The organism is Panacibacter ginsenosidivorans (assembly GCF_007971225.1).
Taxonomy (GTDB): domain Bacteria; phylum Bacteroidota; class Bacteroidia; order Chitinophagales; family Chitinophagaceae; genus Panacibacter; species Panacibacter ginsenosidivorans.
This window is the reverse complement of sequence record NZ_CP042435.1, coordinates 4,892,132-4,905,073: the sequence shown is the minus strand read 5'-3', so window position 1 is coordinate 4,905,073 and position 12,942 is coordinate 4,892,132. Positions and strand designations below refer to the sequence as shown.

Below are 12,942 nucleotides of genomic sequence, written 5' to 3'. Positions count from 1 at the left end.
ATGGAGCAGGAAATACAGTTGGAACAGGCATTAAACAATATTCAACGGCTCATAGAAAATATCGAGAAAGTGATTCGTGGCAAAAGAGCACAAATACAATTTATATTAACAGCCTTGCTAGCAAAGGGCCACATATTGATGGAAGACAATCCGGGTACCGGCAAAACGGTAATGGCAAAAACGCTGGCGCAAAGTATTTCCGCCAAAGAAGATCATCATGGTGTTAATTTCAAACGCATCCAGTTTACACCAGACCTGTTGCCAATGGATCTTATCGGCTCGCATATTTTTGATGATGTTCAAAAAGAATTCATCTTTAAAAAAGGCCCGTTGTTTTGTAATGTATTGCTGGCAGATGAAATAAACCGTGCTTCTCCGAAAGTGCAATCTGCATTGCTGGAATGTATGGCAGAAAACCAGATCACCATGGGAGACATTACGTACAAACTCGAAAACCTTTTTTTCACTATTGCTACACAGAACCCGATCGAAATGGAAGGAACCTATCCATTACCTGCAGCGCAACTGGATCGTTTCTTTATAAAAATAATTTTCGGTTACGTGGATGAAGCGACAGAGCTTGATATCTATAAAGATTATCTCGGCATACAAAACAACCTCGACCATATTGAACAGGTGCTGAGCATGGATGAAATTCTTTTCCTGCAAAAAGAAACTGAAAAAGTTTTTATGCACGAAGAGATCATTGCAGCTGTTCGCAATATTGTATGGGGCACACGTAAACACAGCGACATAACATTGGGTGCATCTACACGCAGTGGTATTACTTTCTTAAAATGTTTAAAAGCATTTGCGTTGGTCAACGGCAGAAGTTTTGTTACAGAAGATGATATAAAGATCTTAACGCATCCTGTGCTGGATCATCGTTTGATATACAGGAATAAAGATGCCAAGCAAAAAGCACTGGCAGGTATTTTAGATAATGAATTAGCAAGGTTAAGCAAGCTGAATATTAATAATTAATTTTTTTGAACCAGGCTGCAGAAAAAAATAAGCATCGTTGCGTCGCACTCTTGTACTGAAGAACAGCTATTAGCCCTTGGCTGTTAGCAAATAGCTAAAGGCTAGCAGCTAAAAGCCGCATATAGTTCTAAACGTACAAGTGAGTGACACAACAAAAGATGAATAAACAACAAAAGCCGGCGAACAAAATATTTCTATAAAAACATAATGCTCAAATCAATAACATATCGTGTTCTCTTAATTGTTCTTTGTACATTATTCATTGTCCATTGCTCCTTTGCACAAAGCCTTTCTATGACCTCTAAAAGCAAAGCACAGGCACGATATGAAATTGATGCAAAACGTGCAGGTGTTGATCCTTCATCGAAAGATGCACTGCCAAGAAGCAGGGAATTTATAAGACTTGACAGCACTTACTATGTAGGCTGGATGTATGAAGGCATGTACAAGTATGATCGCAGCGCTGATTATCTCGGTTATAAAAATGCGATCATTCCTTTGCAGAAAGCATTTGACCTTATTGAAAATGATTATGGCAAAGCATTTCATACACTGTATAATAACGTAAATAACCTTATCGCAAATTTCAATCGCTACCAGGATCTCTACATGATCTTCTCTGCATTGAAATTTTGTTATGACAATGTTGAGATGCCTGACAAATCGATGCAGTTAATAGACCGCATACAAGCTTATAATCTTAAAAATGATATCGGCTTTGAGCTAAGCTATCAACGTTCCTGGATGTATCACCGCAACCGTTTCTTAACTTCAAAAGATTATAGTTTTCTAAAAAATTCTGTGCAGGAAAATGAAAAGATGGCCTTTCAATGGTGTTATGCAGGTCTTGCTTTTATTAACAGATATAAAGCAGATAATGATGCCATCTGGGGACCCGCACAAAGTGAAGAAAGAAAACTTACGATCTATCATAATCTTGCTTTGCTGCATTGCTATAATAAAAACTATGACAGCAGTGAATATTATTACCAGCGTCTTGCAGATGGTGGCCGTGTTTCGTGGAACAACTTTGGCGGTATGCAAAGTGAAATAGGAAATTTTGCTATAGCCCAACAGTATTTTACTGAAGATAAAGACAAAAGCTTCGAAAGATTTTTAAGAGAACCCTATTACTATCTGCCGGAGTTGTATATATATGCAGGCAAGACAAAAGAAGCCATTCAGATGTGCAATGACATCATTACTGCAAGTGGCTCCACACCTGGTTTTGGCTGGTATAATATTGCGCTTGCAAGAAGTTATTTGTACGATGCACAATTAGACAGTGCAGAAGCTGCATTGAACAAAGCAGCTAATTTTAAAGAATTGCATATCGGTACAACGCTTACACAAAGTCAGTATGAGTTTACTATAAATTTATTACGCATACAGCTTTTTGATAAAAAGATAGAACAGGAAAAATTTCTGAATAACGGCTGGTGGTATTCGCCAACAAGCCTGTACAATATTGCTACATATAAAGCGCAAAAAATGACCGCTGAATATATAGTGGTAAATCAACTAACTTATAATCCCGAGCGTGACAGGCTTTTATACGATCTCTTTTGTGCAGAAGCAACCACTTCCTTTGATGAAGCATGGTATTTAATGAAAGATTTTAGCCCGAAATATTTTATTGATAAATACACTACATACCAGCAAACAGATAAGCGCAACAATATTCAACGCTATTTTAAATTATTTGCCGCAAAATTTAAATGGGAAAAAGGCGATGAAAAAGATGCGTTGAAAGATCTTGAAAATATAGACAGAATTTCGCTGGTAGATACTGCCAATGAAAAATTATTTATTGCCCGTTTGTATGAAGGGCTTGTAAAAGCCTATGACGATAACGGTAACAAAAACAGGTTTAGTTCTTATTCTAATGCCTTATATGAAGATTACCCGCAATTGCTGCCTTTTACAGGTATAAAAACATCTGTAAAGCTTTCTGTATCTGGTACAGATGATGCCGTGATAAAAGATGTGGTGGATGAGATAAAAGACTGCAATATCAATACCTCCGGAAAAGATGCTACACTTTCCGCCACGATCATATTCAATAAAAGAGGCAGTTCTTATGAAGCTGTTATAACAGTGCGAAGCGCCAATGGTGTTCCGGTTGTAAATAACGAAAGACTGATCTTTAAAAAAGCAGATGGCGCCGGTAAAGAAATTGCACTGCGTATGTTTGGTAAAGGTGGCTCATTGGTGTATGATCCTGAACCGGCGAAACAATGAACAACGATTAAGTAAGACATCCCGCATTACTGCAGGATGCCTGTATTTTTTGCCGAATAAAGTTATGTTGTACAAGAGTGCGACGCAACAGTTGCCGCTATGAAAATGCCAAAGTCAGGTTCATAAATATCTACCCGTAATACCTACTTCATTAATGCAAAGAATCCATGATTGATTGAAAGTAATTTCTTAATTGCAATTGTTCCGCCGTCATCTTACTAACAGGAATATTCGTGTCTTCATAAGGATCGGTAACGATATTATAAAACAACCCCGATGAATCATATAGTTTATAAATACTGTTCTGTGCAAAACGGTAAGTAGGCTTGTCTGTATATCGGTCATTATTATAATGATCGAATACCCAATCACGAATTTTTGTATTAGGATCAATAAGGGAGTTATAAAAACTTACACCATCCAATTGCCCGTAGGTAGTGGGTTTGGGTGTTTGCGCAAGGTCTGCAAAGGTGCTCAGAAAGTCTGTAAAATCTACAAGATTATTATTGATCGTATTAGGCTTTATGTGTCCTTTCCAATACACCAGCATTGGTACATGTGTGCCCCAAATTGTTGTTTGTTGTTTGCCACCTTGCACCGTTTGACCTTTATACTGTGAAAAAATATAATGAGGCGTACCATTATCACCGATGAAAATAAAAATCGTGCTTTTTGTAAGCCCCATACTATCGAAACGCCTTATCAGCTGCCCCACCTTTTTATCCATGTAGTTGATCATTGAAGGGAAGAAACTCGTATCGCTGTTAGAAGGAGAATTATCCCATGTGGCATATTCCGGATCATCTGGTGTTGGACTAAATGGATCATGTGCAAGGCTCATAGGATAATAAATGAAAAATGGTTTTTTCTGAGCTTTACTTTTTGCTGCATATGACGTAATGGAATCTACAAGTATATCATCGCAATATTTTCCTATCACACTATCAGGATTCAGGTAAGCGCCGTTTACATACAGTTCAGGGCTTTTATAACGGCCAATGGTTAGTGGGCTGTTATCATGACTGGTATTCCTGTCTTCGTAAGGATTAAAAATAATATACTCATCAAATCCAAAAGTGTGTACGCCAAGATCTCCATTATCTAATTGCCATTTACCCGCTACATAAGTATTATAGCCCGCAGTCTTAAACATATTGGCAAAAGTGCGCTGGTCAAGCGACAATGCGCCCCATCCCGTATAATTGCGAAAATTATATTTACCTGTAAGTAACATAACCCTTGATGGTGAGCACATGGGCGAAGAATAACATTGAGTAAACTGCATGCCAGCATGAGACAACTTATCAAGGTTCGGTGTAATGTAAGACTGACCACCGGTGTAAGTTGGTATTTCATAACCAACATCGTCTGAAAGTATCAACACGATATTTGGTTTTGATGACCGTGCATCATCAATACCTGTAGCATTTATTGCAGCAGAAGTATTGTTTTCTTTAAATTCTTTGTTACAGCCTGAAAAGAAAATAACCGCAGCAAGCAAAAAGAATAATGAATAATTGCTGCTGCAAAAAGAATTGCGAATGAGTTTTTGGAACGTACGCATAAGGTTCAGTTTACGAGGTTTATAATAATTTTTTGAAGGATATTGTTTATGTACCCGGCTTTTGAATTGCAGTTAAGCTTTGGTTGCGTCGCACTCTTGTGCTTCTCTTTATATTGCAGCAGCTAAAATACAATATAAATTTCAGGCGAATTAAAAACCGTTATACAGTGATCTTTGACTCTGCTATGACTGTCAATTTTTGCATTAACACCGGAAGAATAAATACCCAATACGCAGGGTTACAGAATGCATTGAGTATTTTAGGGTAGAAAATTACGTAAGGCAGGCGATTTTAAAAAATATAATTCTGTAGGTTTGAGCGCAATAACAGGAAAAGATGAATGTAAGCAGGTATATTAAGGCATCTATAAGCGTTTATAAGGAGATAAGCATACAAAAAAAATACAATAAAAACTTCCTTTTACCTTATCTGCATGATCTCGAAAAAAAATATGACGGGCAGTTTTCGGTTGAACAAAAGAAAAAGATAACTGATTATTATGGCTTATTTATTACATCATTCTTATGCAGCAGTTATAAAAGATTGTATGGAAAAAAGCTTACAGAAGCTGAAAGGAAAAGAGCAACATTATTCGGCATTTTAACACCTGTAGGCGATGATCTTTTTGATATAGATAAACTTGATCATAAAAGCATAGAACAGATAACATTTGACCCGGAATCTTTTAAAGCAGTTACTTTTTCAGCACAGGTAGCAAAAGAGATACAAAGCTTTTTACTACATAATGTTCCTCATAAAGAAGCTTATATAAAAGCTTCAAAAGCTGTTTTAGATATACAGGCAGAAACCGTAAAGCAAAAGAATACTGCAATTACAAAAAAAGAAATTGAACAAATCACATACACAAAAGGAGCTGTCTCTGTTATAATTTATCATCAATGCCTGGATGATGCGGCTGATAAAGAGATGCAGGAAGTATTATTTCTTATTGGGAGTCTTTACCAGCTTGGCAATGATATCTTTGACCTTTACAAAGATGTACGCGACAATATTTATACTTTGATAAATACTTGCGATAATTATATTGAACTTAAACAAAAATTTATTGAAAGAATCAAATTACAAAATCAAAAAATAATGGCGCTTCCTTATGCAAAAAAGAACAAAGAAATTTTTTGCATCATAATGAACACAATTAACGCAAGAAGCGCGGTTGCACTTGACCAGTTCATATCTTTTGAAAAGAAAAAAGGAGAAATAAACTGGTGGCAGCTTGAAAGAAAAGATATGATTGTTGATATGGAAAAGCCATCTAATTTTCTTAAATGGTTTTATTATATATGGAAACTGCCGGGATTAATGTGAAAATTTGAAAATGTGCAAATATGCAATTTAAGAAAACATGGCTGACTTTAGTTTCACTACTTTCATTTTGTATTTCAGCGAATGCACACCAAAGTGATTCATTGCTTATTAACGCATTAGTGAAAGATATTGCTGCTGCCCAGGTTGCAACAGATGGTGAATTTTATGCAGGCATGTTTCCCTCTTTTCGTGAATGCGGTGGTGCACCACATAACTATCAGCCGGACAATAATATATTCTTCACGGCTATTGGCGCTTTTGCATTGCGTAATATGCTGCCTTACTTAATCGGCGAAAATAAAAAGGTTGCTCAAAATATTATTTCAAAAGCAACTTCAACGTACCCATATTACAAAGATCAGTTTGGAGAGCCATTCTATAATTTCTGGCCAACGCATGCACCTATTATGCCGCACACTTATTACTTTAAATATTTAAAGAGTGTATTCGGACAAGGAGAAGATGCCGATGATACCGTAATGATATTAATGACAGATAACAATGATGACAACGCAAACACCAATGTAAAAAAGAGATTAATAGATGTCGCTAATAAAAGTAACGGGCGTAAAATTATTTCAACTTATAGAAAGTATAAAGACATTCCAGCATATAGTACTTATCTGGGCACACGTATGACTCCTGATTTTGATTTTGCGGTGCAATGCAATATCCTGTATTTTATGTATGACAAACACTTAACTTTTACTGTACAAGACAGCGCTACACTTGATCTCATCACACAAATGGTGAAGAATAGAGAGCACATGAAAGCGCCTGTTTATCTTTCACCATACTATGTAAAATCTTCGATCTTATTATACCATCTTACAAGATTGATGGGAGCATTTCATATTCCTGAACTTGAAATTTACAAACCACAGCTGGTAGAAGATATTCATGCATTACTTGACAAGAGCACGAATGTTATGGATCAGATAATTTTACGAACTGCATTACTAAGGCTCGGAAAACCTGCACCATCATTGGATTTACAGAGCATTACAGAATTTGAAAAAAGTAACCAGCAGCAATACATTTTCTTTCAGGCAAGAGCGGCATTCTCCTATCCTACACCATTCAAACAAATCTTTTTACATTGGAGTTATATAACCTATTATTTCTATTGCCCTGCTTACAACAAGATCTTGTGGCTTGAATACCTGGTAGAAAAAAACAAAAAGCTGTAAGATTTTGATCTTACAGCCTGAATAACACAGTACCAACTTGCCATACAACTGCTTTATTTAATACCTTCATACAAAAGTGATCTCCTGATGCGAAAAAATTTTTACTTTGCAATTGACATACCGACCCTGCAAAGAGTTAATCTATAAAAACATTTATACAATCGCGGAAATTTAAGCCAGTGAACATCAGATAAATAATATCTTTAAAAAAATCCTTAAAACCGTACTGCAACTTCATGACTAACTGCTTTAAAACCTTTAAAATAATTAGCTGTATTGTTTTCCAGTATTTATTAAACAACGTTGTCTTGTTTGCACAAGCACCGGCAATAATATCATTTTCTCCAACGACGGTTTGCCAGGGTGATGCTGTGACTATAACAGGTACGAACTTTACAGGCATAAAGAGTGTAAAGCTCGGAACTGATACGGCATCAAAATTTACCGTTAACAGCGCTACATCTATTACAGCTTATGTGTCTGTTAAAGCAACAACAGGAACTGTAATTGTTACAACAGGTAATGGGGCTGATACTACAACTGAAAAACTTACCATTAATCCCTTACCTGTTCCCGGCTTGGCTGATATCAATAATCCAGACGCCCCTTTTACTTATTGCAATGGTTTAACAACAACCTATACTTTAGTAGTAGGCAATAGTACAACACAGGCAGGTTCAGGTGCAAGCTATGACATAGATTGGGGTGATGGTTCAGCACATTTTACACAAACGGACTGGGCTGCAAATGCACAAACCACGCATACCTATACCAACCAGGGCTATTTTAAAATAAAATTCACAGTTACTACATCGAATGGTTGCAGCAAAACTGCAACATATAATTTTTATAATGGTACCAACCCCCTGGCAAGCATTACCACTACAGCTTCAACAGTAAATTTATGTGCACCGGCAGATGTTACTTTTGTGATAGGTAACTGGGCCAATAATTCTCCGGGTACAACTTACCAGCTGGATTTTGGAGATGGTACTTCTCCTGTTACTTTACAACATCCGCTAAATAATGCGGATACAGCGCAGCAGGTAACACATACTTATAAAACATCATCTTGTCCGAAAACAGATTATACAGCTATATTACAACCCACGAACGCCTGTTATACTACTACCTATACAGTAAACCAGATCATAATAAGGGATAAACCAATTGCTGATTTTGCTATAGATACGCCTGTATGCGTTACTGACGCAGTTTGTTTTACCAATAAAACAACGGATGGAAGCAGTGGTAATAATTGTAACACCATAAGTAATTATACATGGGATTTTGGAGATGGTTCCACTTCTACTGCAACAACACCGCCATGTCATAATTATACAGATGCTGGTACTTACACTGTTACATTAACAAGTTCCAACGCAACCTGTGGCGGGGATATCAAAACCAAAACAGTAGTGGTAAAAGAAACCTCGCAAAGCCCGGTTGTTTCAGCAACACCAGTTAGCTATTGCCAGGATGAAACGGCTGTGCAATTAACAGCAACAGGTACGGGATTGTTATGGTACACATCTGTTACAGGAGGTACAGGTACTTCAGTAGCACCGACACCTTCAACTGCAATACCGGGCACTACTACCTACTATGTTAGCCAGACCCTGGCAGGTAAATGTGAGAGTCCGAGAGTACCTGTTACCGTTGTTGTTCATGCCATACCAGCAGAGCCCGGAGTAAGCACACCTGTGAATCTTTGTAAGGGCCAGGCAGCAACTCCACTTACAGCAACAGGTACAGGATTGTTGTGGTACACTACTGCTATCGGGGGTACAGGTTCATCAACTGCCCCTACTCCATCAACTGCTGCAACAGGCACTTTTAATTTTTATGTAAGTCAAACAGTAAGTGATTGCGAAAGTAAAAGAGCAGTGATAACTGTAAATGTTGAATCATTACCGGGAGCACCGGTTGTTGTATCACCTATAATTTATTGTCAGAACCAACCTGCTGTACCATTAACTGCAAGTGGTACAGGATTACGTTGGTACACAACAGCTACAGGAGGAACAGGAAGTACAGTAGCTCCAACACCTTCTACAACTACTGTTGGCAATTCAGATTATTATGTAAGCCAGTCAACTAATTGTGGTGAAGGACCAAGAGCATTAATAACTGTAACAACAAAAGCAGCACCATCTGCAACGATAAGTTATCCTGTTACGAATCTTTGTAATGTAAACAATACTGCACAAACACCAAACCCGCCCGTTAATGTAAACCTTACTGGATCTACAGGTGGAACTTATACTATTTCTCCATCACCAGGTTTACCTGTTAATGCATCAACAGGCACCATCGACCCTTCGGGAGCTACTGCAGGAACATACACTATTTATTATAGGATAACAGGAACAGGAGGTTGTTCCGATTTTGTTACTTCCACTACAGTTACAGTAAACAGTACACCAAATGCTTCCATAACTTATCCTTCTATCTGTACTTCAAACGGGGATGTAAAAGTTCAGCTTACCGGTTCATCAGGTGGCTCTTATACATCTACAGCAGGATTAACGATCAATGCTGCAACAGGCACCATTACAGCTTCAACAAGCATACCCGGAAATTATGTTGTTACATATACAATTGCTCCTTCATCTCCCTGCCCAGGATTTACAACAACAACAAATGTTACTGTTACAAAAGCGCCGAGTGCAACTATAACTTATAATGTTTCCAATCTTTGTAATGTTACCAACACTGCATCAACACCAAATCCGCCAATTGATGTAGTACTTACAGGCAATACCGGAGGCACTTATTCTATACAGCCTGCAACAGGCTTACCAATTAATACAATTAATGGAAGAATAGATCCATCGGGTGCTGCGGCAGGAACATATACTATCTCTTATACAATTCCAGGTTCAGGTGGTTGTACTGATTTTGTAACAACTGCAACTGTTACAGTGAACGGAACACCTGAAGCAACGATAAGCTATCCACCAATATGTACTTCAACCAATGCAATAAGTGTACAGCTTAACGGAACACAAGGTGGTAGTTTTTCATCAACAACAGGTCTTACTATAGATGCTGCTACAGGTGTTATAACAGCTTCAACAAGTACTGCAGGAGACTATATTGTAACTTACAGCATAGCTGCATCTGCACCATGCCCCGGGTTTACAACAACAACAAAAGTTACTATCACAAAAGCGCCTTTTGCAACTATTTCATATGCTGCTACAAACCTCTGTAATGTTATTAATTCAGCCAATACACCTAACCCTAAAGTTGATGTAATGCTTACCGGTAACAAAGGCGGTACTTATACTGTTTCACCATCAACGGGATTACCGATCAATACTGTAACAGGTACTATTGATCCGTCAGGTGCAGTTGCGGGAACATATACTATATCTTATACTATTGCTGCTGCAGGAGGTTGTGCTGAATTTGTAACCACAACACAAATAACCATCAATAGCACACCAACTGCTGCTATACAATATCCTGCTTCTTCTTATTGTCGTGGTGTAACAATTCCACAAGCTGTTACATTTTCCGGAACAACTGGTGGAACATATAGTTCAGCACAAGGATTATCTGTTAATTCAACAACAGGTGCAATAAATCCATCATTAAGTTTACCGGGTACTTATACCGTAACCTATACCATACAACCATCTGCACCGTGTCCCGGTTTTGTAACAACTACAACTGTTACAATTAATGATAGTCCTGTTATAACATTTTCATCTTTGGTACAATCAATTTGTTCCGGCGGAACGGCTGTCTTTAAACCTTTATCAACAGTTGCCAATACTCTTTATACATGGTCTGTTACAAGTGCACTACCTGCAGGTGTAACAGGTGTAACTTCAGGAACAACCTCTGATCCAAATGCAAGCATATCATTGTTGTTTACAAATACAAGTTCAGTAAGTCAGTCTATCATCATACATGTTGTACCAACAAATCCTACACAAAATCCCTGCGATGGTGCGCCTACAGATCTTACGCTAATAATTAATCCAATACCTGCTGCATTGGTAACAGATACTTTTAAATATTGCATGCATACACCACCGGAAACATTAACGGTAAATGCCGTACCGGGAAATACTGTTAACTGGTATGATGGAAATTTAAATCCTTTGAATGCAGCACCTCTCATTAATACAAATACACCTGCAACATTCACATTTTATGCAAGCCAGTCGAACTCGTATGGATGCGAAAGCGGGAAATCAAAAGTTACAGCAGTTGTAAATGCAACAGCGAAGATCATTAGTTCAAGCTATACGAATCCTACAGCATGTGGTATTCCTTCAGGCTCTATTGTGTTGAATGTACTTGATCTTAATAATAACGCAATGCCGAACATTTCATTTATTGTTCACTACACAAAATTTCAAACAGCTTATGCAATCGTTGCAACAAGTGATGCAAACGGAAAAATAACTATACCGCTTGTTGCAGGAACTTACTCAAACATATATGTCGAAAGCAATAATTGCCTTTCTCAAAAAATACCTGATGTATTTGTGTTGAAAGATCCTGACCCGCCTGCACAACCAATTGCCGGTTATAACGGCCCTTTATGCAGTGAAAATATGTTGAGTTTATCCGCATCATCACCAACAAGTTCAGAAACATACCCGATAGATTATGTATGGGTAGGACCTGCATTTGGCCCGCTTGCAGATACTACAAGAAATACTGTTATAAGCTTTCCATCTGCGCCTGTATCTTATGCAGGAACATATATTGTCTATGCTATACAGAATAATTGTATTTCACCTGCAACCAATTTTATTGTTACTATAAAACAATCCCCAACCAAGCCCCAGGTAACTACAAGAAGTCCTTTATGTGTGGGAGATAATCTGAGTTTGCAGGCAACAAGTTCTATTCCCGGCAATAGCATATTAAGTTTTGTTTGGAATGGGCCGGGCACAGGCTTTCCCGTAAACAATGCTTATGCTGCTATCAATAATGTACAGGTGCAGGATGGCGGTGTGTATTCAATAACTGTAACGTCGGCGCAAACAGGGTGCAGTTCCACAACAGATACACTTATAAAGATCGGGAACTATCCTATTGTAAAATTTGCACAGGATACACTTACTGTACCAACCGGATACCTGCTGAATTTAGCAACAACTATTACCAATGCAAATGATCCGAATGTGTTGCCCATGAAATCATATGCATGGACACCGTCGCAGAATATCAATTGCAATGATGCTATTTGTTCTGCTCCTGTTGCTGCTGTAAAAAATGCAGGTTGTTATTATTTAAATGCGACAAATGTTTACGGATGTGTTGGCCGTGATACTATTTGCGTAAAAGTTTTCTGCCAGAGTTCGCAGGTGTTTATGCCCAATGCATTTACACCAAATGGCAATGCATCCAATGCGGTATTTATGGTAAGAGCTTCGGGTATTGCATCTGTAAAATCTTTCAGGATTTTTAACCGCTGGGGAAGATTAGTTTTTGAGCGTACCAACTTTTCGCCAAACAGCGCTGCTTACGGATGGAATGGATTAATAAACGGAAGACCCGCAGATGTTGGTGTGTATATTTATACTGTTGATGTTATTTGTGAGAATGGTGTTCCATACACGTACAAAGGAAATGTAACGTTGCTTAGATAACAGCAATGTAATGATGAG

General features: G+C 37.9%; 6 protein-coding genes. 5 read left to right on the top strand and 1 reads right to left on the bottom strand.

Annotated elements, in window-relative coordinates:
- Both FRZ67_RS20835 and FRZ67_RS20830 read left to right on the top strand, forming a co-directional pair.
- Positions 1–984, top strand: a complete 984-nt coding sequence (locus FRZ67_RS20835; RefSeq protein ID WP_147192504.1) for an AAA family ATPase — start codon at positions 1–3, stop codon at positions 982–984.
- Between the two features lie 294 nt (positions 985–1,278).
- Positions 1,279–3,225: a tetratricopeptide repeat protein gene (locus FRZ67_RS20830; protein WP_147192503.1), complete on the top strand. Its 1,947-nt coding sequence runs from the start codon at positions 1,279–1,281 to the stop codon at positions 3,223–3,225.
- A 151-nt stretch (positions 3,226–3,376) separates the two neighbouring features.
- On the opposite strand, the gene FRZ67_RS20825 is transcribed toward FRZ67_RS20830, so the two are convergent.
- Positions 3,377–4,789 (bottom strand): sulfatase-like hydrolase/transferase, encoded by a 1,413-nt coding sequence (locus FRZ67_RS20825; RefSeq protein ID WP_147192502.1) that lies wholly within the window; start codon positions 4,787–4,789, stop codon positions 3,377–3,379.
- 337 nt (positions 4,790–5,126) lie between these two features.
- On the opposite strand from FRZ67_RS20825, the gene FRZ67_RS20820 reads away from it, so the two are divergent.
- The 3 genes from FRZ67_RS20820 (at position 5,127) to FRZ67_RS20810 (ending at position 12,924) form a co-directional block, all read left to right on the top strand.
- Positions 5,127–6,116: a hypothetical protein gene (locus FRZ67_RS20820; RefSeq protein ID WP_147192501.1), complete on the top strand. Its 990-nt coding sequence runs from the start codon at positions 5,127–5,129 to the stop codon at positions 6,114–6,116.
- A gap of 20 nt (positions 6,117–6,136) precedes the next feature.
- Positions 6,137–7,306 (top strand): hypothetical protein, encoded by a 1,170-nt coding sequence (locus tag FRZ67_RS20815; protein ID WP_147192500.1) that lies wholly within the window; start codon positions 6,137–6,139, stop codon positions 7,304–7,306.
- A gap of 308 nt (positions 7,307–7,614) precedes the next feature.
- A complete protein-coding gene (locus tag FRZ67_RS20810) occupies positions 7,615–12,924 on the top strand; it encodes an Ig-like domain-containing protein (protein WP_158638420.1) in 5,310 nt (1,769 codons plus the stop codon).
- Positions 12,925–12,942: the final 18 nt, after the last annotated feature.

Excerpts from the sequence above, each read along its gene's own strand:
- FRZ67_RS20815 (WP_147192500.1), top strand. The coding sequence starts at position 6,137 with ATGCAATTTAAGAAAACATGGCTGACTTTAGTTTCACTACTTTCATTT.
- FRZ67_RS20825 (WP_147192502.1), bottom strand. The coding sequence starts at position 4,789 with ATGCGTACGTTCCAAAAACTCATTCGCAATTCTTTTTGCAGCAGCAAT.
- FRZ67_RS20830 (WP_147192503.1), top strand. The coding sequence starts at position 1,279 with ATGACCTCTAAAAGCAAAGCACAGGCACGATATGAAATTGATGCAAAA.
- FRZ67_RS20835 (WP_147192504.1), top strand. The coding sequence starts at position 1 with ATGGAGCAGGAAATACAGTTGGAACAGGCATTAAACAATATTCAACGG.
- FRZ67_RS20820 (WP_147192501.1), top strand. The coding sequence starts at position 5,127 with ATGAATGTAAGCAGGTATATTAAGGCATCTATAAGCGTTTATAAGGAG.